Origin of the sequence: Enterobacter cloacae complex sp. P29RS, assembly GCF_014893445.1 — a bacterium.
In the GTDB taxonomy this organism is placed as follows: Bacteria; Pseudomonadota; Gammaproteobacteria; order Enterobacterales; family Enterobacteriaceae; genus Enterobacter; species Enterobacter intestinihominis.
In genome coordinates this window covers 44,252-65,010 of sequence record NZ_JADBPZ010000019.1, presented here as the reverse complement: position 1 = coordinate 65,010, position 20,759 = coordinate 44,252, and the positions used below count along the sequence as shown (strand labels likewise).

At 55.8% G+C, this 20,759-nt stretch carries 16 protein-coding genes; 14 read left to right on the top strand and 2 right to left on the bottom strand.

Translation table 11 applies throughout. The features are described 5' to 3' along the window. Nucleotides 1-4 precede the first annotated feature (4 nt). Genes pxpB through nei form a run of 4 tightly spaced genes read left to right on the top strand, consistent with a single transcriptional unit; the run spans nt 5 to nt 3,124 of the window. The gene (gene pxpB / locus IM282_RS15190) at nt 5-661 is read left to right on the top strand and encodes a 5-oxoprolinase subunit PxpB (protein WP_022647457.1); all 657 of its coding nucleotides are present in this window, start codon (nt 5-7) and stop codon (nt 659-661) included. Continuing rightward, a complete protein-coding gene (gene pxpC, locus IM282_RS15185) occupies nt 655-1,587 on the top strand; it encodes a 5-oxoprolinase subunit PxpC (RefSeq protein WP_022647458.1) in 933 nt (310 codons plus the stop codon). Before pxpB ends, pxpC begins: the two co-directional genes overlap by 7 nt. After that, the gene (gene pxpA / locus IM282_RS15180) at nt 1,574-2,314 is read left to right on the top strand and encodes a 5-oxoprolinase subunit PxpA (RefSeq protein ID WP_045621778.1); all 741 of its coding nucleotides are present in this window, start codon (nt 1,574-1,576) and stop codon (nt 2,312-2,314) included. Before pxpC ends, pxpA begins: the two co-directional genes overlap by 14 nt. A gap of 18 nt (nt 2,315-2,332) precedes the next feature. Then, nucleotides 2,333-3,124, top strand: coding sequence for an endonuclease VIII (gene nei, locus IM282_RS15175; protein WP_063146880.1), 792 nt, complete (start codon nt 2,333-2,335; stop codon nt 3,122-3,124). Nucleotides 3,125-3,208: 84 nt separating this feature from the next. Here nei and IM282_RS15170 read toward each other — a convergent pair whose 3' ends face one another. After that, nucleotides 3,209-4,492 carry a citrate synthase gene (locus IM282_RS15170; RefSeq protein ID WP_006809584.1) on the bottom strand — a complete coding sequence of 428 codons (1,284 nt, stop codon included), beginning with the start codon at nt 4,490-4,492 and terminating at the stop codon, nt 3,209-3,211. A gap of 639 nt (nt 4,493-5,131) precedes the next feature. Here IM282_RS15170 and sdhC point away from each other — a divergent pair. From sdhC to sucD, 8 genes are all read left to right on the top strand, one after another. Then, nucleotides 5,132-5,536 (top strand): succinate dehydrogenase cytochrome b556 subunit, encoded by a 405-nt coding sequence (gene sdhC, locus IM282_RS15165; protein ID WP_026080740.1) that lies wholly within the window; start codon nt 5,132-5,134, stop codon nt 5,534-5,536. Continuing rightward, on the top strand, nt 5,530-5,877 hold the full coding sequence (gene sdhD / locus IM282_RS15160) for a succinate dehydrogenase membrane anchor subunit (protein ID WP_003858621.1): 348 nt from the start codon (nt 5,530-5,532) through the stop codon (nt 5,875-5,877). The genes sdhC and sdhD overlap by 7 nt, the downstream gene beginning before the upstream one ends. Further along, on the top strand, nt 5,877-7,643 hold the full coding sequence (sdhA, locus tag IM282_RS15155; protein ID WP_023299611.1) for a succinate dehydrogenase flavoprotein subunit: 1,767 nt from the start codon (nt 5,877-5,879) through the stop codon (nt 7,641-7,643). The genes sdhD and sdhA overlap by 1 nt, the downstream gene beginning before the upstream one ends. Nucleotides 7,644-7,658: 15 nt before the next feature. Next, nucleotides 7,659-8,375, top strand: coding sequence for a succinate dehydrogenase iron-sulfur subunit (locus IM282_RS15150; protein WP_022647461.1), 717 nt, complete (start codon nt 7,659-7,661; stop codon nt 8,373-8,375). Between the two features lie 238 nt (nt 8,376-8,613). Beyond that, nucleotides 8,614-11,421 (top strand): 2-oxoglutarate dehydrogenase E1 component, encoded by a 2,808-nt coding sequence (gene sucA / locus IM282_RS15145; protein WP_022647462.1) that lies wholly within the window; start codon nt 8,614-8,616, stop codon nt 11,419-11,421. Nucleotides 11,422-11,435: 14 nt separating this feature from the next. Next, the gene (gene odhB, locus IM282_RS15140; protein WP_023299612.1) at nt 11,436-12,662 is read left to right on the top strand and encodes a 2-oxoglutarate dehydrogenase complex dihydrolipoyllysine-residue succinyltransferase; all 1,227 of its coding nucleotides are present in this window, start codon (nt 11,436-11,438) and stop codon (nt 12,660-12,662) included. Nucleotides 12,663-12,758: 96 nt separating this feature from the next. Further along, nucleotides 12,759-13,925: an ADP-forming succinate--CoA ligase subunit beta gene (gene sucC / locus IM282_RS15135; protein ID WP_022647464.1), complete on the top strand. Its 1,167-nt coding sequence runs from the start codon at nt 12,759-12,761 to the stop codon at nt 13,923-13,925. Then, complete coding sequence (gene sucD / locus IM282_RS15130; protein ID WP_006809578.1) at nt 13,925-14,794, top strand: succinate--CoA ligase subunit alpha; 870 nt, start codon at nt 13,925-13,927, stop codon at nt 14,792-14,794. Before sucC ends, sucD begins: the two co-directional genes overlap by 1 nt. An 86-nt stretch (nt 14,795-14,880) precedes the next feature. Here sucD and IM282_RS15125 read toward each other — a convergent pair whose 3' ends face one another. Then, a complete protein-coding gene (locus tag IM282_RS15125; RefSeq protein WP_063201067.1) occupies nt 14,881-15,597 on the bottom strand; it encodes a GntR family transcriptional regulator in 717 nt (238 codons plus the stop codon). 171 nt (nt 15,598-15,768) lie between these two features. On the opposite strand from IM282_RS15125, the gene mngA reads away from it, so the two are divergent. After that, a complete protein-coding gene (gene mngA / locus IM282_RS15120) occupies nt 15,769-17,685 on the top strand; it encodes a PTS 2-O-a-mannosyl-D-glycerate transporter subunit IIABC (RefSeq protein WP_192970530.1) in 1,917 nt (638 codons plus the stop codon). A gap of 23 nt (nt 17,686-17,708) precedes the next feature. Continuing rightward, nucleotides 17,709-20,345, top strand: a complete 2,637-nt coding sequence (gene mngB / locus IM282_RS15115; RefSeq protein ID WP_045308834.1) for a mannosylglycerate hydrolase — start codon at nt 17,709-17,711, stop codon at nt 20,343-20,345. The last annotated feature ends 414 nt before the right edge of the window (nt 20,346-20,759 follow it).

Genomic DNA, 20,759 nt, shown 5'->3' with positions numbered 1-20,759 from the left:
TTAAGTGCAGCGAGCGCGTTGTTATCTTCTGGGTGAAACCGCAGTGGTTCTGGAACTTGAGCCTCCGGTGACGCTTGCCACGCAAAAGCGTATCTGGCGTCTGGCTCAACGACTGCCCGAGCTACCTGGCGTGGTTGAAGCTATTCCGGGTATGAATAATATCACCGTGGTGCTGCGTGATCCGCACACGGGGGCGCTGGATGCCATTGAGCGCCTGCAACGCTGGTGGGAGGAGAGCGAGGCGCTGGAGCCGGAATCGCGGACGATTGAGATCCCGGTTGTCTATGGCGGCAAGGGAGGCCCCGACCTTGGCGTGGTGGCCGAACACTGTGGATTAACGGAGAAGCAGGTTGTGGAGTTGCATAGCTCAGTCGACTATGTCGTCTGGTTTTTGGGATTTCAGCCGGGTTTCCCCTATCTGGGCGGGTTATCGCCCCAGTTGCATACGCCGCGCCGGGCTGAGCCACGCCTGAGCGTACCGGCGGGCAGCGTGGCGATTGGTGGTGAGCAAACGGGAATTTATCCGCTCGCCTCGCCGGGAGGCTGGCAGCTTATCGGGCACACGTCCACGCCGTTATTTGAACCTGGCCAGGACGCGCCCATACTCCTGCGTCCGGGGGATACCCTGCGCTTTATCCCGCAAAAGGAGGGGATATGTTAACGCTTATTCGCGCAGGGCTTTACACCTCGGTACAGGATGCCGGGCGTTTTGGGCTGCGTCAGTCGGGCGTGAGCTACTGCGGTGCGCTTGATCGTCCATCGCTGGAGATTGCCAACCTGCTGGTAGGCAACGCCGGCAGCACGGCGGCGTTAGAAATTACGCTGGGTCAGTGCGTGATTGAGTTTGGTCAGGAAACCTGGTTTGCCTTAACCGGCGCGGGCTGTGACGCGACGCTGGACGGCAAAGCGGTGTGGACCGGCTGGCGCCTGCGGGCGAAAGCCGGACAGCGTCTGACGCTCAAGCGTCCTCTGCACGGCGTGCGCAGCTATCTTGCGGTGGCGGGAGGTATCGACGTGCCGGAGGTGCTGGGCTCATCCAGCACCGACCAGAAAGCGGGAATGGGCGGACATGAAGGACGGCTGCTGCGCGACGGCGATCGCCTGGCGATTAAGCCATCAGCGCGCCATTTCACCACCACGCAGGGCGTGAAGCAGCTGTTGTGGGGGAACCTGATCCGCGCCCTGCCGGGGCCGGAATATCATGAGTTCGATGAGGCCTCAAAAGAATCTTTCTGGCGCTCGCCATGGAAGATCAGCCCGCAGAGTAACCGCATGGGTTACCGGCTTCAGGGCCAGCCGCTGACCCGCACGACTGACCGGGAGCTGCTTTCCCATGGTCTGTTGCCGGGGGTGATTCAGGTGCCGGGCAACGGCCAGCCTATCGTACTGATGAACGATGCGCAAACCACGGGAGGATATCCGCGTATTGCCTGCATTATCGAAGCGGATCGCTACCATCTGGCGCAAATTCCTCTCGGTCAGCCAATTCATTTTGTGCAGTGTTCGCTGGAGGAGGCGCTGAAAGCCCGTCAGGATCAGCAGCGTTATCTCGAACAGCTGGCGTGGAGGCTCGATGGTAAAGATTGATTTAAACGCCGATCTGGGGGAGGGCAGCAGCGCCGATGCGGCGCTGATGACGCTGGTCTCCTCGGTGAACATCGCCTGTGGGTTTCATGCCGGCGATGCGCAGACCATGCTGGCGAGCGTGCGCAATGCCATGAAAAATGGCGTGGCGATAGGCGCTCACCCCAGCTTTCCGGACCGGGAAAACTTTGGTCGCACGGCGATGGATCTGCCGCCTGAGACGGTTTACGCGCAAATGCTCTACCAGATCGGCGCCCTGGAGGCGATAGTGCGCGCTGAGAAGGGCGAGATGCGCCACGTCAAGCCGCACGGCATGCTCTATAACCAGGCGGCGAAAGATCCGGCGCTGGCAGACGCCATTGCCCGCGCGGTACGGGACTGCAATCCGCGTCTGGTGCTGGTGGGCCTGGCGGGCAGCGAGCTTATCCGTGCCGGCGAACGGCTGGGGCTGATTACGCGGCAGGAAGTGTTTGCCGATCGGGGATACCTGCCGGACGGCAGCCTGGTTCCGCGTACGCAGGCCGGTGCGCTGATCACCGACGAAGGTAAAGCGCTGGCGCAGACGCTGGAGATGGTGCGCTTCGGGCGAGTAACCTCGACGGAGGGTACAACGGCAAACGTTCAGGCTGATACGGTGTGCTTACACGGTGACGGCGAGCATGCGCTCCAGTTTGCACGACGCCTGCGGGCGGCGTTCTCGGAAGAGGGCATTGTTGTCAGCGCAGAATAATCATGAAAGGACAATAACATGCCAGAAGGTCCGGAGATCCGCCGCGCGGCGGATAGCCTGGAGGCGGCGATAAAGGGCAAAACTCTGACACACGTCTGGTTTGCCTTTCCTCAACTAAAACCGTTTGAAACAGAGCTGGTGGGACAGACGGTGACCCACATTGAAACGCGCGGCAAAGCGTTACTCACCCACTTTTCCCATAACCTGACGTTATATAGCCACAATCAGCTTTACGGCGTCTGGCGGGTGGTAAAGGCGGACGAGCAGCCGCAAACGACCCGCGTGCTGCGCGTGCGGCTACAAACGGCGGATAAGGCGATCCTGCTCTATAGCGCTTCTGATATCGAAATGTTAACGCCGGAGCAGTTGCTCACGCACCCGTTCTTACAGCGGGTTGGGCCGGACGTGCTGGATATGCGCCTGACGGCAAGCGATGTGAAAGCCCGGCTGTTATCGCCCACATTCCGCAACCGGCAGTTTTCCGGGCTGTTGCTCGATCAGGCATTTCTGGCGGGGCTGGGAAACTACCTGCGGGTGGAGATCCTCTGGGAAGTGGGGCTGGCGCCGCAGCGCAAAGCGTCGCAGCTGAGCGATGAACAGCTGGAGGCGCTGTCGTACGCGTTACTGGATATTCCACGGCTGTCGTACAACACGCGCGGCGTGGTGGATGAGAACAAGCATCACGGGGCGCTGTTCCGCTTCAAGGTGTTTCATCGGGCAGGTAAAAAGTGTGAGCGGTGCGGCGGGGTGATTGAGAAGGCGACGATCTCTTCCAGGCCGTTTTACTGGTGTCCTGGGTGCCAGATGTAAAAAAGCCGGGTGGTGGCTACGCCTTACCCGGCCTACATCTCGCACTTGTAGGCCCGGCAAGCGAAGCGCCGCCGGGCGTGTTTTTTAGCGCTTAATGTCAGACTTAAAATCACGCTGCTCGTAGCCGGTATACAGCTGACGAGGACGCGCGATTTTCATGCCTTCGCTGTGCATTTCGTTCCAGTGCGCAATCCAGCCTACGGTACGCGCCATGGCAAAGATCACGGTGAACATGGAAGACGGAATGCCCATCGCTTTCAGGATGATACCGGAGTAGAAATCGACGTTCGGGTAGAGTTTCTTCTCGATGAAGTACGGGTCGTTCAGCGCGATGTGTTCCAGCTCCATCGCCACTTCCAGCAGATCATCTTTGGTGCCCAGCTCTTTCAGCACTTCGTGGCAGGTCTCACGCATAACGGTCGCGCGAGGGTCGTAGTTTTTGTAAACACGGTGACCGAAGCCCATCAGACGGAAGGAGTCATTCTTGTCTTTCGCGCGGCGCACGAACTCAGGAATGTGCTCAACGGAGCTGATCTCTTCCAGCATCTTCAGTGCTGCTTCGTTCGCGCCGCCGTGCGCCGGTCCCCACAGGGAGGCGATACCCGCAGCGATACAGGCGAACGGGTTCGCGCCGGAAGAGCCTGCGGTACGGACGGTAGAGGTCGAGGCGTTCTGTTCGTGGTCAGCGTGCAGGATCAGAATACGGTCCATCGCGCGTTCCAGCACCGGGTTCACTTCATACTCTTCACACGGCGTGGAGAACATCATGCGCAGGAAGTTACCTGCGTAGGAGAGGTCGTTGCGTGGATACACAAACGGCTGACCGATAGAGTATTTGTAACACATCGCCGCCATAGTAGGCATTTTGGACAGCAGACGGAACGCCGCGATATCACGGTGACGTGGGTTATTCACGTCCAGAGAATCGTGGTAGAACGCCGCCAGCGCACCGGTAATACCGCACATGACCGCCATCGGATGAGAGTCACGACGGAACGCATGGAACAGACGGGTAATCTGCTCATGGATCATGGTGTGACGGGTCACGGTGGTTTTAAATTCATCGTACTGGGCCTGCGTCGGTTTTTCGCCGTTCAGCAGGATGTAGCACACTTCCAGATAGTTGGATTCGGTGGCTAACTGATCGATGGGGAAGCCGCGATGGAGCAGGATACCTTCGTCACCGTCAATGTAGGTGATTTTGGATTCGCAAGATGCGGTGGAGGTGAATCCAGGGTCAAAGGTGAATACCCCTTTGGAACCCAGCGTACGGATATCAATAACATCCTGACCGAGCGTGCCTTTTAGCACATCCAGTTCAATAGCATCATCACCATTTAGGGTGAGTTTTGCCTTTGTATCAGCCATTTACGGTCTCCTTAGCGCCTTATGCTTAAGACTGCGCTTTACCGGATTTGCTTTCAGCTGTTAATCATCGTTACCAGATTGTTATTTGGCTTACCGCTCAGCTCACGAGGAGAAACCAGGGTACAGAGCTATGGCGCCTTGCAGGTAAACGAATGAAATATCAGTGAAACAACAGCAAATCAGCGTTTTTGCAGTCCGAATTATTCAAACCTGTATATCACTAATAACTGTCCTGATAACTTCGGTCAATACCATCACACTGTTACATAACTATTTGTCAGGTGAAAGAGAGACCTCATAACTTTTGCGCATTATATGCCTTTTCTGATGACGTTTGTAACAATATTGTTTAACATTTGTCAAATCAGATGATTAAAAATTAAAAAGATGTTGTTATCGTGACCCCGATCACTGTTCCAGAGAAAACCCAACAAACTGTATGTAGGTTAATTGTAATGATTTTGTGAACGGCCTATACTGCCGCCAGGTCTCCGGAACACCCTGCAATCCCGAGCCACCCAGCGTTGTAACGTGTCGTTTTAGCATTTGGAAGCAATGTTTTGCATGACGCGCAGTTATAGAAAAGGAACGCTGTCTGACCCGCATCGCAGTCCGGAGGAAGGAAACAATAAGAACAGCATGTGGGCGTTATTCATGATAAGAAATGTGAAAAAACAAAGACCTGTCAATCTGGATCTCAAAACGATCCGATTCCCTGTAACAGCAATAGCGTCCATTCTGCACCGTGTTTCTGGTGTGATTACGTTTGTGGCGGTTGGTATCTTGCTGTGGTTACTGGGAACCAGCCTCTCATCTCCTGAAGGATTCCTCCAGGCCTCAGCCATCATGAACAGCTTCTTCGTGAAATTTATCATGTGGGGCATTCTGACCGCGCTGGCCTATCACGTGGTTGGCGGCGTTCGCCATATGCTGATGGACTTTGGCTACCTGGAAGAGACGTTCGAGGCCGGTAAACGTACCGCTAACATTTCATTTGTGATCACTGTCGTGCTTTCACTTCTCGCAGGAGTTCTCGTATGGTAAGCAACGCCTCCGCATTAGGACGCAACGGCGTACATGACTTCATCCTGGTCCGCGCTACCGCCATCGTCCTCACGCTCTACATCATCTATATGATCGGTTTCTTCGCCACTAGCGGCACACTGACGTGGGAAATCTGGAGTGGTTTCTTCGGATCGGCCTTCACCAAAGTGTTCACCCTGCTGGCCCTGTTCTCAATCCTTATTCATGCCTGGATTGGCATGTGGCAGGTGTTGACCGATTACGTTAAACCGCTGGCGATTCGTCTTCCGCTGCAACTGATTATTGTTGTTGCTCTGCTGGTTTACGTCATTTATGGATTTGTTGTGGTGTGGGGTGTGTAATGAAACTGCCAGTCAGAGAATTTGATGCTGTTGTGATTGGTGCGGGTGGCGCAGGTATGCGCGCCGCACTGCAAATTTCCCAGAGCGGCCAGACCTGTGCGCTGCTCTCTAAAGTATTCCCGACCCGTTCCCACACTGTGTCTGCGCAGGGCGGTATCACCGTTGCGCTGGGTAATTCCCATGAAGATAACTGGGAATGGCACATGTACGATACGGTAAAAGGTTCCGACTACATCGGCGACCAGGATGCCATCGAATATATGTGTAAAACCGGCCCGGAAGCGATTCTGGAGCTGGACCACATGGGTCTGCCGTTCTCCCGTCTGGAAAATGGCACCATCTATCAGCGTCCGTTTGGCGGCCAGTCGAAAAACTTCGGCGGCGAACAGGCGGCACGTACCGCAGCAGCGGCTGACCGTACCGGTCACGCTTTGCTGCATACCCTTTATCAGCAAAACCTGAAAAACCACACCACCATCTTCTCCGAGTGGTATGCGTTGGATCTGGTGAAAAACGCCGATGGCGCGGTGGTGGGTTGTACCGCACTGTGCATTGAAACCGGTGAAGTGGTCTATTTCAAAGCGCGCGCAACCGTGCTGGCCACCGGCGGCGCAGGCCGTATCTATCAGTCCACTACCAACGCCCACATCAACACCGGTGACGGCGTTGGGATGGCTATCCGCGCTGGCGTGCCGGTGCAGGACATGGAGATGTGGCAGTTCCACCCAACCGGTATCGCCGGTGCGGGCGTGCTGGTGACAGAAGGCTGCCGTGGTGAAGGTGGCTATCTGCTGAACAAACATGGCGAGCGCTTTATGGAGCGTTATGCCCCGAATGCGAAAGACCTGGCGGGCCGTGACGTGGTGGCGCGTTCCATCATGATCGAAATCCGTGAAGGCCGCGGCTGCGACGGCCCTTGGGGCCCGCACGCGAAGCTGAAACTCGACCATCTGGGTAAAGAAGTGCTGGAATCCCGTCTGCCGGGCATTCTGGAACTGTCCCGCACCTTCGCCCACGTCGACCCGGTAAAAGAGCCGATTCCGGTTATCCCAACCTGTCACTACATGATGGGCGGTATTCCGACCAAAGTGACCGGTCAGGCGCTGACCGTGAACGAGCAGGGTGAAGACGTGGTCATCCCTGGTCTGTTCGCGGTAGGCGAAATTGCCTGCGTATCCGTGCACGGCGCAAACCGTCTGGGCGGCAACTCCCTGCTGGACCTGGTGGTATTTGGCCGTGCGGTGGGGCTGCATCTCCAGGAATCTATTGCCGAGCAGGGCGCGTTGCGTGATGCGACCGACGACGAAATTGATGCCTCTCTTGAGCGCCTCAACCGCTGGAACGGCAACCGTAACGGCGAAGATCCGGTTGAAATCCGTAAAGCGCTGCAAGAGTGTATGCAGCACAACTTCTCGGTATTCCGTGAAGGTGACGCGATGGCCAAAGGGCTTGAGCAACTGAAAACGATCCGCGAGCGTCTGAAGAATGCCCGTCTGGACGATACCTCGAGCGAGTTCAACACCCAGCGCGTTGAGTGCCTGGAGCTGGATAACCTGATGGAAACCGCGTTCGCAACCGCGATGTCGGCAAACTTCCGTACCGAAAGCCGTGGCGCCCATAGCCGCTTCGACTTCCCGGATCGTGATGACGAAAACTGGCTGTGCCATTCCCTGTATCTGCCAGAGTCGGAAACCATGACGCGTCGTAGCGTTAACATGGAACCGAAACTGCGTCCGGCGTTCCCGCCGAAGATTCGTACTTACTAATGCGGAGACAGGATAATGAAACTCGAATTCTCAGTTTATCGTTATAACCCGGATGTAGACGATGCTCCGCGTATGCAGGATTACACCCTCGAAGCGGAAGAAGGTCGTGACATGATGCTGCTGGATGCTTTAATCCAGCTGAAAGAAAAAGATCCTACGCTGTCGTTCCGCCGCTCCTGCCGTGAAGGGGTATGTGGCTCTGACGGTGTAAACATGAACGGCAAAAACGGTCTGGCCTGTATCACGCCAATTTCAGCGCTACAGCGTGCAGGCCAGAAAATTGTCATCCGTCCTCTGCCTGGCCTGCCGGTCGTGCGTGATTTGGTGGTGGACATGGGGCAATTCTATGCACAATATGAGAAGATTAAGCCTTACTTATTGAATAATGGGCAAAATCCACCCGCTCGCGAGCACTTACAGTCGCCTGAGCAGCGTGAAAAACTCGATGGGTTGTACGAGTGTATTCTCTGTGCATGCTGTTCAACGTCATGCCCGTCATTCTGGTGGAACCCGGATAAATTTATCGGCCCTGCGGGTCTGCTGGCTGCCTATCGCTTCCTGATCGACAGCCGCGATACCGAAACCGAGAATCGTCTGGAAGGGTTAAGTGACGCTTTCAGCGTATTCCGCTGCCATAGCATCATGAACTGCGTCAGTGTGTGTCCTAAGGGGCTGAACCCGACGCGCGCCATCGGCCATATTAAGTCGATGTTGTTGCAGCGCAGTGCGTAAGTAACAACGCCGGATGGCGCTGCGCTTATCAGGCCTACGTAACAGTAGGCCCGGTAAGCGTAGCGCCAGCGGACAGATTGCAGAAACCTTTAAAAACTGCCCTGAAGTTTAGACAGTTTCTAAAGGTTCCTTCGCGGGCCAAATGAAAAGAGCTCGCAGGTGAACCCCGGCACGTACACATGGTGTGCGTGGTAGTTTCTACGGCGAAAGTAAGCATAAAAATGCTTAAGGGATCACGATGCAGAACGGCGCAATGAAAGCCTGGCTGGACTCTTCTTACCTCTCTGGTTCAAACCAGAGCTGGATAGAACAGCTCTATGAAGACTTCTTAACCGATCCTGACTCAGTGGACGCAAACTGGCGTTCCATGTTCCAGCAGTTGCCTGGTACAGGGGTCAAACCGGATCAATTCCATTCAAAAACACGTGATTATTTCCGTCGTCTGGCGAAGGATGCCTCACGTTACTCTTCTGCGATTTCCGACCCTGACACCAATGCGAAGCAGGTAAAAGTCCTGCAGCTTATCAACGCTTATCGCTTCCGTGGTCACCAGCATGCGAATCTCGATCCGCTGGGACTGTGGCAGCAGGAACGTGTAGCGGATCTCGATCCGGCTTATCACGATCTGACCGAGGCCGATTTCCAGGAAAGCTTTAACGTAGGTTCCTTTGCCATCGGCAAAGACACGATGAAGCTGGGCGATCTGATTGATGCGCTCAAGCAAACCTACTGCGGCTCCATCGGCGCGGAATATATGCACATTACCTCCACCGAAGAGAAACGCTGGATCCAGCAGCGTATCGAATCCGTGGCGGGTCACGCGAATTTCTCAGCAGACGAGAAAAAACGTTTCCTGAGCGAACTGACGGCAGCCGAAGGCCTTGAGCGCTATCTGGGCGCGAAATTCCCGGGCGCAAAACGCTTCTCACTGGAGGGCGGCGATGCGTTAGTCCCGATGCTGAAAGAGCTGATTCGTCATGCCGGTAAGAGCGGCACGCGCGAAGTGGTGCTGGGCATGGCGCACCGTGGCCGTCTGAACGTGCTGGTTAACGTGCTGGGTAAAAAACCGCAGGATCTGTTCGACGAATTTGCGGGTAAACATAAAGAGCACCTCGGCACCGGTGACGTGAAGTACCACATGGGCTTCTCGTCGGATATCGAAACCGAGGGCGGTCAGGTTCACCTGGCGCTGGCGTTTAACCCGTCGCACCTGGAAATCGTCAGCCCGGTGGTTATCGGTTCCGTGCGTGCGCGTCTGGATCGTCTGGACGAGCCGAGCAGCAATAAAGTGCTGCCAATCACCATTCACGGTGATGCGGCAGTCACAGGGCAGGGCGTGGTTCAGGAAACCCTGAACATGTCGAAAGCGCGTGGTTATGAAGTGGGCGGTACCGTTCGCATCGTAATCAACAACCAGGTGGGCTTCACCACCTCTAACCCGCTGGATGCGCGTTCTACCCCGTACTGCACCGACATCGGTAAAATGGTTCAGGCGCCAATCTTCCACGTAAACGCGGATGACCCGGAAGCCGTTGCTTTCGTTACCCGTCTGGCGCTGGACTTCCGTAACACCTTTAAGCGCGACGTGTTCATTGACCTCTTCTGCTACCGCCGTCACGGCCACAACGAAGCGGATGAGCCAAGTGCAACCCAGCCTCTGATGTACCAGAAAATCAAAAAACACCCGACGCCGCGTAAAATCTATGCTGACAAGCTGGAAAGCGAAAAAGTGGCGACGCTGGAAGATGCGACCGAAATGGTCAATCTTTATCGCGACGCGCTGGACGCGGGTGAATGCGTGGTCAAAGAGCTGCGCCCAATGAACATGCACTCCTTTACCTGGTCGCCGTACCTCAACCACGAGTGGGACGAGAGCTACCCGAACAAGGTTGAGATGAAGCGTTTGCAGGAGCTGGCTAAACGCATCAGCACCGTGCCGGAAGCGATCGAGATGCAATCCCGCGTGGCCAAGATCTATGGCGACCGCCAGGCCATGGCGGCGGGTGAAAAGCTGTTCGACTGGGGCGGCGCGGAAACGCTGGCCTATGCGACGCTGGTTGACGAAGGTATTCCGGTTCGTCTGTCCGGTGAAGATGCGGGTCGTGGCACCTTCTTCCACCGTCATGCGGTTGTACACAACCAGTCTAACGGTTCAACCTATACTCCGCTTCAGCACGTGCATAACGGTCAGGGCCAGTTCAAGGTCTGGGACTCCGTGCTGTCAGAAGAAGCGGTTCTGGCCTTCGAATACGGCTACGCCACCGCAGAACCTCGCACCCTGACTATCTGGGAAGCGCAGTTCGGTGACTTCGCCAACGGTGCGCAGGTCGTCATCGACCAGTTCATCTCCTCCGGTGAGCAGAAGTGGGGCCGTATGTGTGGTCTGGTGATGTTGCTGCCGCACGGCTATGAAGGGCAAGGGCCGGAGCACTCCTCCGCGCGTCTGGAGCGTTATCTGCAACTCTGCGCCGAGCAGAACATGCAGGTCTGCGTGCCGTCCACCCCGGCTCAGGTGTACCACATGTTGCGTCGTCAGGCGCTGCGCGGTATGCGCCGTCCGCTGGTGGTCATGTCGCCAAAATCCCTGCTGCGTCATCCGCTGGCGGTTTCGAGCCTGGATGAACTGGCTAACGGCACCTTCCTGCCAGCCATCGGTGAAATTGACGAGCTGGATCCGCAGGCCGTTAAGCGTGTCGTAATGTGTTCTGGTAAGGTTTATTACGACCTGCTGGAACAGCGCCGTAAGAACGATCAGAAAGATGTCGCCATCGTGCGTATCGAGCAGCTTTATCCGTTCCCGCATCAGGCGATGCAGGAAGTACTGAAACAGTACGCTCACGTTCATGATTTTGTCTGGTGCCAGGAAGAGCCGCTCAACCAGGGCGCATGGTATTGCAGCCAGCATCATTTCCGTGAAGTGATTCCATTTGGGTCTGCCCTGCGTTATGCAGGTCGCCCGGCCTCCGCCTCTCCGGCGGTAGGGTATATGTCCGTTCACCAGAAGCAGCAACAAGATCTGGTCAATGACGCGCTGAACGTCGATTAATTAAAGGATACATAATGAGTAGCGTAGATATTCTTGTTCCCGACCTGCCTGAGTCCGTAGCAGATGCAACCGTCGCCACCTGGCACAAAAAACCAGGCGACGCGGTAACCCGTGACGAAGTGCTGGTAGAAATCGAAACTGACAAAGTGGTACTGGAAGTACCGGCTTCAGCGGATGGCATTCTGGATGCAGTCCTGGAAGACGAAGGTACGACCGTGACTTCTCGCCAGATCCTGGGTCGCCTGCGTGAAGGCAACAGCGCGGGCAAAGAGTCCAGCGCGAAATCTGAAGAGAAAGCGTCTACCCCAGCCCAGCGCCAGCAGGCGTCTCTGGAAGAGCAAACCAATGACGCGCTCAGCCCGGCGATCCGTCGCCTGCTGGCTGAGCACAGCCTCGATCCGGCAGCCATCAAAGGTACCGGCGTGGGTGGCCGTCTGACTCGCGAAGATATCGACAAGCATCTGGCAAAAGCGCCTTCAGAGGCGAAAGCGGAAGCGAAAGCCCCTGCGGCAGCACCAGCGGCACAGCCAGCTCTGGGTGCACGTAGCGAAAAACGCGTGCCGATGACCCGCCTGCGCAAGCGCGTGGCCGAGCGTCTGCTGGAAGCGAAAAACTCCACCGCGATGCTGACCACCTTCAACGAAGTCAACATGAAGCCAATCATGGACCTGCGCAAGCAGTACGGTGACGCGTTTGAAAAACGTCACGGTATCCGTCTGGGCTTCATGTCCTTCTACGTGAAAGCGGTAGTTGAAGCGCTGAAACGCTACCCGGAAGTGAACGCGTCTATCGATGGCGATGACGTGGTTTACCACAACTACTTCGACGTCAGCATGGCGGTTTCTACCCCACGCGGCCTGGTCACCCCGGTTCTGCGTGATGTGGACACCCTGGGTATGGCTGACATTGAGAAGAAAATCAAAGAGCTGGCCGTGAAAGGCCGCGACGGCAAGCTGACCGTTGAAGACCTGACTGGCGGTAACTTCACCATTACCAACGGTGGCGTGTTCGGCTCGCTGATGTCTACCCCGATCATCAACCCGCCGCAGAGCGCGATCCTGGGTATGCACGCCATTAAAGATCGTCCAATGGCGGTAGACGGTAAAGTTGAGATCCTGCCGATGATGTACCTGGCGCTCTCATACGATCACCGCCTGATCGACGGCCGCGAGTCCGTAGGCTTCCTGGTTGCCATTAAAGAGCTGCTGGAAGATCCAACGCGTCTGCTGCTGGACGTTTAGTAACTATTTAGCATCACCTGCCCTGTAGGCCGGATAAGCGTAGCGCCGGTCTACAGGTTTGAAGATAACGATTACCCTGAAGGATGGATAGAACACATGAACTTACATGAATATCAGGCCAAACAGCTGTTTGCCAGGTCAGGCTTACCGGCTCCGGTGGGTTATGCCTGTACTACCCCGCGTGAAGCAGAAGAAGCCGCATCTAAAATCGGTTCCGGCCCGTGGGTAGTTAAATGTCAGGTTCACGCTGGTGGCCGTGGTAAAGCGGGCGGTGTGAAGGTTGTTAAGAGCAAAGAAGAGATCCGTGCGTTTGCTGAACATTGGCTCGGCAAGCGTCTGGTAACCTACCAGACAGATGCGAATGGCCAGCCGGTCAACCAGATCCTGGTTGAAGCGGCAACCGACATCGCGAAAGAACTGTACCTCGGCGCAGTCGTAGACCGTAGCTCCCGTCGCGTGGTGTTCATGGCATCTACCGAAGGCGGCGTGGAAATCGAAAAAGTGGCGGAAGAGACCCCGCACCTGATCCACAAAGTGGCAATCGATCCGCTGGCGGGCCCAATGCCTTACCAGGGACGTGAGCTGGCGTTCAAACTGGGTCTGGAAGGCAAGCTGGTTCAGCAGTTCACCAAGATCTTCATGGGGCTGGCGACCATCTTTCTGGAGCGCGATCTGGCGCTGATCGAGATCAACCCGCTGGTGATCACCACCCAGGGCGACCTGATCTGCCTCGACGGCAAGCTGGGCGCTGACGGCAACGCGCTGTTCCGCCAGGCGGATCTGCGCGAAATGCGCGACCAGTCTCAGGAAGATCCGCGTGAAGCGCAGGCTGCCCAGTGGGAGCTGAACTACGTGGCGCTGGATGGCAACATCGGCTGCATGGTTAACGGTGCGGGCCTGGCAATGGGCACCATGGACATCGTTAAGCTGCACGGCGGTGAGCCAGCGAACTTCCTCGACGTGGGCGGTGGCGCAACCAAAGAGCGCGTAACCGAAGCGTTCAAAATCATTCTCTCTGACAGCAACGTAAAAGCGGTTCTGGTGAACATCTTCGGCGGTATCGTACGTTGCGACCTGATCGCCGACGGTATCATCGGCGCGGTAGGAGAAGTGGGCGTTAACGTTCCGGTTGTTGTACGTCTGGAAGGGAATAACGCTGAACTCGGCGCAAAAAAACTGGCTGACAGCGGCCTGAATATTATTGCAGCGAAAAGTCTGACGGATGCAGCTCAGCAGGTTGTTGCCGCAGTGGAGGGGAAATAATGTCCGTTTTAATTAATAAAGATACCAAGGTTATCTGCCAGGGCTTCACCGGTAGCCAGGGGACTTTCCACTCCGAACAGGCGATTGCCTACGGTACGCAGATGGTTGGCGGCGTAACGCCAGGTAAAGGCGGCACCACGCACCTGGGCCTGCCGGTGTTCAACACCGTGCGTGAAGCAGTAGAAGCGACGGGCGCAACCGCGACCGTGATCTACGTTCCAGCGCCGTTCTGCAAAGACTCTATTCTGGAAGCGATCGACGCAGGCATTAAGCTGATCATCACCATCACCGAAGGTATCCCGACGCTGGATATGCTGACCGTGAAGGTGAAGCTGGACGAAGCAGGCGTGCGCATGATCGGCCCGAACTGCCCAGGCGTTATCACCCCGGGCGAATGCAAAATCGGCATCATGCCGGGCCACATTCACAAACCGGGCAAAGTGGGCATCGTGTCCCGTTCCGGTACCCTGACCTATGAAGCAGTTAAGCAGACCACCGATTACGGCTTCGGCCAGTCCACCTGCGTGGGCATCGGCGGTGACCCGATCCCAGGCTCTAACTTCATCGACATCCTGAAGCTGTTCCAGGAAGATCCACAGACCGAAGCGATCGTGATGATCGGTGAGATCGGTGGTAGCGCGGAAGAAGAAGCGGCTGCTTACATCAAAGATCATGTGACCAAGCCGGTGGTGGGTTACATCGCGGGTGTGACCGCGCCGAAAGGCAAACGTATGGGTCACGCGGGTGCGATTATCGCTGGCGGTAAAGGTACGGCTGATGAGAAATTCGCAGCACTGGAAGCCGCAGGCGTGAAAACCGTTCGCAGCCTGGCGGATATCGGTGAAGCACTGAAATCCATCATTAAGTAAGTCCTCTCTGCTCCCCGAATGGGGCGCGTTGAAGTATAAAAAAATGTCCGTTTCGACATGGTTGGCCGCTGTAAAGCGGCCTTTTTTTATTGTCTGCGTTTAGCCACCAGAGTGAATTTATAGTCGTCGGTATTAAACACGTTGCGACTGTATTCAAATACCCGGCCGTCTTTAAGGAAGCCGCGGGAAACTTTTTCAAGAATTGGTTTTGCCGGATCGAGCGCCAGGGCGGCAATCGCCTCGTCCGATGGCATGATGGGCACCAGCTCCTGCTCGCTGCGATCGATAACCAGCTTTTTGACCTGCTCAATGTAATGGTATTTCGACTGTTCCATCACTTCCCAGGTGAGGTCGGGGAACATCGCCAGCGGCATCCATGTCTCTTCCAGATTCACCGGCTTTTCCCTGATGAAGCGTACGCGCTTGACGTGCCAGACCTTATCATCCGGATTGAGCGCCAGTTTTGCCGCGAGCCGCTCATCGGCTTTCACCACTTCGAAGACGCTGACGTCGCTGTGCGTATCAACGTTGCGATCCGCCAGTTTTTCGTAAAAGCCGGTAAGTTGATAAATATCGTAATTCACCCGCTCCTCTTTTACATACGAGCCGCTGCCCTGAATGCTTTCGATGATCTGCTCGTCGGCGAGCAGCTTCAAAGCCTGCCGCACGGTGACACGGCTAACGTTAAATGCCTCCTGAAGGCTGGATTCCGTCGGCAGCGCGTCTCCGGGTTTTAATTCCCCGGCGTTAATCTTCTCGCGGAACGCATCGGCGATCTGCCGGTACATCGGTTTATTGCCCATTGTGTTACGCCTTTTTAATACCTTTTTAGGGGAATTATGCCTTCAGTGACTGATTTGTAAATAATACAAATTAAATACAAATATCGTTGTTAGTGAAAATGATCACATAAATGTATTATCCAGTCTGCCACAATCCTCCCCAGACAATAACTTAGGATAGGTGAGGATCTTATGAACCTGACGACTCTGACCGACCCCCGTGCTGTCTGCGTGCAGGCGCAGTTTACCAGCCGTGATGAGGCAATCCGTCAGCTTGCGACGCGGCTGGTAGCGTTGGGCAAAATAGCCGACGCCGATACGTTTCTGGCAGAGGTTTTCCATCGCGAATCGCTTGGCCCGACGGCGCTGGGCGAGGGGCTGGCCGTACCCCATGGTAAATCAGCGGCAGTAAAGGAAGCGGCTTTTGCCGTGGCAACACTGCGCGAGCCGCTGGCCTGGGAAGGCGTGGACGGACCGGAGGAGGTCGAGCTGATTTTTTTGCTCGCCATTCCTCCCGCACAAGCGGGATCAACGCATATTCAGGTGCTGACGGAACTGACGTCCCGCCTGGCGGATGACGATCTCAGGGCGCACGTGATGACGGCGACCAGCGCGGAAGCGGTGCTTGCTGCGCTGAAAACGGCGCCTGAGGCGCAAGAAACCGCCGTCGCAGAGAATGCCCCGACGATCGTCTGCGTTACCGCCTGTCCGGCCGGGATCGCCCATACCTACATGGCAGCGGAATATCTCGAAAAAGCGGGACGTAAGCTCGGCGTCAATGTAGTGGTCGAAAAGCAGGGGGCAAACGGTATTGAGGGGCGCATCACCGCGCAGCATTTGCAGGAGGCAAAAGCGTGTATCTTCGCGGCGGAAGTGGCGATCAAAGAGCGTGAGCGTTTTCAGGGGATCCCCGCCATTTCCGTGCCCGTCGCGGAACCCTTGCGCCATGCGGAAGCGCTCATTGAGCGTGCGCTGGCGCTACAGCCTGTATCCGATGCGCGTCCTGCGCATGTCGACTCGGACGCGAAAAAGTCCGTTAAAACCGAACTCAAGCAAGCGCTGCTCAGCGGTATCTCCTTTGCGGTGCCGCTGATTGTCGCTGGCGGCACGGTGCTGGCCGTGTCGGTACTGCTGGCGCAAATCCTGGGCTTGCAGCACCTGTTCGATCAGGAAAACTCGTGGCTGTGGATGTACCGCAAACTGGGCGGTGGGATGCTCGGCATTCTGATGGTCCCTGTTCTGGCGGCCTATACCGCTTACTCGCTGGCGGATAAACCTGCGCTTACGCCGGGCTTTGCGGCGGGTCTTGCCGCCAATATGATCGGCTCCGGCTTTCTGGGGGCCATCGTCGGCGGGCTGATTGCGGGCTACCTGATGCGCTGGGTGAAAAACCACATCCGGCTGAGTAGCCGCTACAACGGCTTTCTGACTTTTTATCTCTATCCGGTGATTGGCGTACTGGGCGCAGGCAGCCTGATGCTGTTTGTGATCGGCGAACCGGTGGCCTGGATCAATAACGCCCTGACCGCCTGGCTTAATGGTCTCTCCGGCGCGAACGCGCTGCTGCTGGGGGCAATCCTGGGCTTTATGTGCTCGTTCGATCTGGGCGGTCCGGTCAACAAAGCCTCTTACGCGTTCTGTCTGGGCGCGATGGCCAACGGCGTATACGGGCCTTATGCGATCTTCGCCTCCGTCAAAATGGTTTCGGCCTTTACCGTGACGGCATCAACGATGCTGGCTCCGAATCTGTTTAAACAGTTCGAAATTGAGACCGGCAAATCCACCTGGCTGCTGGGGCTGGCGGGCATCACCGAAGGGGCAATTCCGATGGCTATCGAGGATCCGTTGCGAGTCATCGGCTCATTTGTTCTGGGGTCAATGGCGACCGGAGCGATTGTCGGAGCGATGGGTATTGGGCTCTCCACCCCGGGCGCGGGCATTTTCTCTCTCTTCTTACTGCATGATGCCGGGCTGGGCGGCGTGATAGCCGCTGCCGGCTGGTTTGGCGCCGCGCTGGTGGGCGCCGCAATCTCTACGCTCATTTTACTGCTCTGGCGACGCCAGGCCGTGAAGAGCGGTACCTACGTGACTGAAGACATACCATCCTAAACACGCACTGACAGGAAACGAAGATGAAAGCTGTATCTCGCGTTCATATCACGCCACATATGCACTGGGACCGGGAGTGGTACTTCACCACCGAAGCGTCACGTATTCTTCTGGTCAATAATATGGAAGAGATCCTCACCCGTCTTGAGCAGGACGCAGAGTATAAATACTACGTTCTCGACGGCCAGACGGCGGTGCTGGAAGATTATTTTGCCGTGAAACCGGAAAACAGGCCACGCGTGAAGGCGCTGGTGGCGGCCGGGAAGCTGATTATCGGGCCGTGGTATACCCAGACGGACACCACCCTTGTCTCCGGCGAGTCGATTGTGCGCAATCTGATGTACGGCATGCGCGACTGTCTGGCCTTTGGCGAGCCGATGAAAATTGGCTATCTGCCGGACTCCTTCGGCATGTCTTCCCAGCTGCCACACATTTACAACGGTTTTGGCATCACGCGCACCATGTTCTGGCGCGGGTGTTCCGAGCGGCACGGTACCGATAAAACCGAATTTCTCTGGCAAAGCCAGGACGGCAGCGAAGTGACGGCACAGGTGCTGCCGCTGGGCTACGCGATTGGTAAGTACTTACCGGAGGATGAAGCCGGACTGCGCAAACGGCTCGACAACTACTTCGAGGTGCTCGAAAAAGCCTCCGTGACGAAAGAAATTTTGCTGCCTAACGGCCATGATCAGATGCCGCTCCAGCAGAACATATTTGCGGTGATGGATAAGCTGCGCAAAATCTATCCGCAGCGTCAGTTTGTGATGAGCCGCTTCGAGGAGGTGTTTGACCATATCGATGCGCACCGCGATGAACTGGCGACGCTGAAAGGGGAATTTATTGACGGTAAATATATGCGGGTGCACCGGACGATCGGCTCCACGCGGATGGACATCAAAATCGCCCACGCCCGGATAGAGAATAAAATCGTCAACGTCCTTGAGCCGCTGGCTACGCTTGCCTGGACGCTGGGCTTTGACTATCACCACGGCTTGCTGGAAAAAATGTGGAAAGAGATCCTCAAGAATCACGCCCACGACAGTATCGGCTGCTGCTGCAGCGATAAAGTGCATCGCGAGGTGATGTCACGCTTTGAGCTGGCGGAAGACATGGCTGATAACCTGACGTGCTTCTATATGCGCAAGATTGTCGACAACATGCCGCAGAGCGAGGAAGACAAACTGGTGATGTTTAACCTCACGCCCTGGCCGCGTGAGGAAGTGATTAACACCACGATACGTCTGCGCGCCAGCCAGTTCCGCCTGTTGGACGAAAAGGGAAATGAAATCCCTTATTATCTCCGCAGCGCGCGTGAGATAGACCCCGGGCTGATTGACCGGCAGATAGTGCATTACGGCAACTACGATCCCTTCATGGAGTTTGACATCCAGCTCAACCAGATCCTGCCATCTATGGGTTACCGCACGCTCTATATCGAGCCGCACGTGGCCGGCAAACTGCAGACGCCAGATAAATCGCCGGAGGCGTTACTGGAAAATGCTTTCTGGGAAGTAACGTTAAACGAGGACGGTACTTTGCGTCTGCTCGATAAAGCGTCCGGGCTTATCTATGACCGCGCGCTGGAAATTGAAGAGAGCTCGGATGATGGCGATGAGTACGACTACTCGCCTTCACGGGAAGAGTGGAGACTCTCTTCCGCGCAGGGCGAACATGAGGTTGAGGTGATCCACGAGGCCTGGCAGAGCAGGGCGGTGATCCGCCATCGAATGGCGGTGCCAGCGGATCTCGCTGAACGTTCTGCGCGTCAGCAGACGGGAACGCTTGAGGCAGAACTCACGGTCACGCTCAGCCATAACAGCCGACGTATCGACGTCGAGGCACGTCTCGGAAATCACGCGGATGACCACCGTGTGCGGGTGCTGATCCCGACACCATTCACCACAGAGACGGTCTTAGCCGATACCCAGTTTGGTTCGCTGACGCGCCCTGTACAGGATGAAGCGATGGCAGACTGGCAGGAGGAGGGATGGAAGGAAGCGCCGCTGCCGGTGTGGAATCTGCTCAACTACGCGGTGCTCCAGGAACGGCGTAACGGGATGGCGCTATTTACCGAAGGGTTGCGCGAATTTGAAGTAACAGGTGAGCGTCAAAACACGTTTGCCCTGACGTTGCTTCGCGGCGTCGGGTTGCTTGGGAAGGAAGACTTACTTCTGCGCCCTGGCAGACCGTCCGGGATCAAAATGCCGGTGCCTGATTCGCAGATGCGGGGCCAGTTAACCTGTCGCTTTAGCCTGTTCAGTTTTAATGGTACGCCCGTCAGTGCTGGCGTTGCGCAGCAGGCGAAGTCGTGGTTAACGCCAGTGCACTGTTATAACAAAATTCCGTGGGATGCGATGAAGCTTAACCGTGCCTCTTTCACCACACCCTGTAGCTATAGCCTGCTAACGCTGGCGCCTAACGGATGTGTACTCAGTGCGCTGAAAAAAGCGGAGGATCGTGACGAGATGATTCTTCGTCTGTACAACCCTTCGGAGACCCGCTCCAGTGACGTGGCTTTGTCTGTGAACCGTGAGGTCCAGGCCTGTTGCGAAACGGACATGAATGAGGTGTGCAAAGCGCAAGGGGAGGAGGGCTCAGCCATTACGGGGCCTTTCCGGCCAGGCCAGTCACGCACCTTCAGCATAAAAATTGAAAGGTAATCTCAAGAACAATATCAAGGCCGCATCCCCTGCGGCCTTTATTTCATCAAATAGTCACCAAATGGTGTTAATTTTAAGATTAGCGAAGGTGAATGAAATGTAATCTTTTAGGCGGGTAGTAAAACGAAAGAAAAATACTGTGAAGCGGATAACATTATATGTTTCTCTCCCTGCAAAAAGGTCTTTTTTCACACGCGTTAATAAAAATCACAACTGTTTATATTATCTTCTGGCTTTTATAACCATTAATGCCTTTAAATATACATGTTATTAACAAGGTTTTTACTATCCATGTCACAAAGAAACATCATTAACAGTACCGGCTGTTTTTGATTTAAATCAATGTTTAATCCTTGGAAAAAGGCTCCAAAAGGCGTTAAATTGTTCCCGATCAAAATGGCCGAAAAGTGGTAA

What these genes read in the sequence shown, in the direction of transcription:
- odhB (WP_023299612.1), top strand. Translation starts at nt 11,436, where the DNA reads ATGAGTAGCGTAGATATTCTTGTTCCCGACCTGCCTGAGTCCGTAGCA.
- IM282_RS15125 (WP_063201067.1), bottom strand. Translation starts at nt 15,597, where the DNA reads ATGGGCAATAAACCGATGTACCGGCAGATCGCCGATGCGTTCCGCGAG.
- sucC (WP_022647464.1), top strand. Translation starts at nt 12,759, where the DNA reads ATGAACTTACATGAATATCAGGCCAAACAGCTGTTTGCCAGGTCAGGC.
- mngA (WP_192970530.1), top strand. Translation starts at nt 15,769, where the DNA reads ATGAACCTGACGACTCTGACCGACCCCCGTGCTGTCTGCGTGCAGGCG.
- sucA (WP_022647462.1), top strand. Translation starts at nt 8,614, where the DNA reads ATGCAGAACGGCGCAATGAAAGCCTGGCTGGACTCTTCTTACCTCTCT.
- pxpA (WP_045621778.1), top strand. Translation starts at nt 1,574, where the DNA reads ATGGTAAAGATTGATTTAAACGCCGATCTGGGGGAGGGCAGCAGCGCC.
- sdhD (WP_003858621.1), top strand. Translation starts at nt 5,530, where the DNA reads ATGGTAAGCAACGCCTCCGCATTAGGACGCAACGGCGTACATGACTTC.
- pxpC (WP_022647458.1), top strand. Translation starts at nt 655, where the DNA reads ATGTTAACGCTTATTCGCGCAGGGCTTTACACCTCGGTACAGGATGCC.
- sdhC (WP_026080740.1), top strand. Translation starts at nt 5,132, where the DNA reads ATGTGGGCGTTATTCATGATAAGAAATGTGAAAAAACAAAGACCTGTC.
- sdhA (WP_023299611.1), top strand. Translation starts at nt 5,877, where the DNA reads ATGAAACTGCCAGTCAGAGAATTTGATGCTGTTGTGATTGGTGCGGGT.
- sucD (WP_006809578.1), top strand. Translation starts at nt 13,925, where the DNA reads ATGTCCGTTTTAATTAATAAAGATACCAAGGTTATCTGCCAGGGCTTC.
- IM282_RS15150 (WP_022647461.1), top strand. Translation starts at nt 7,659, where the DNA reads ATGAAACTCGAATTCTCAGTTTATCGTTATAACCCGGATGTAGACGAT.
- nei (WP_063146880.1), top strand. Translation starts at nt 2,333, where the DNA reads ATGCCAGAAGGTCCGGAGATCCGCCGCGCGGCGGATAGCCTGGAGGCG.
- mngB (WP_045308834.1), top strand. Translation starts at nt 17,709, where the DNA reads ATGAAAGCTGTATCTCGCGTTCATATCACGCCACATATGCACTGGGAC.
- IM282_RS15170 (WP_006809584.1), bottom strand. Translation starts at nt 4,492, where the DNA reads ATGGCTGATACAAAGGCAAAACTCACCCTAAATGGTGATGATGCTATT.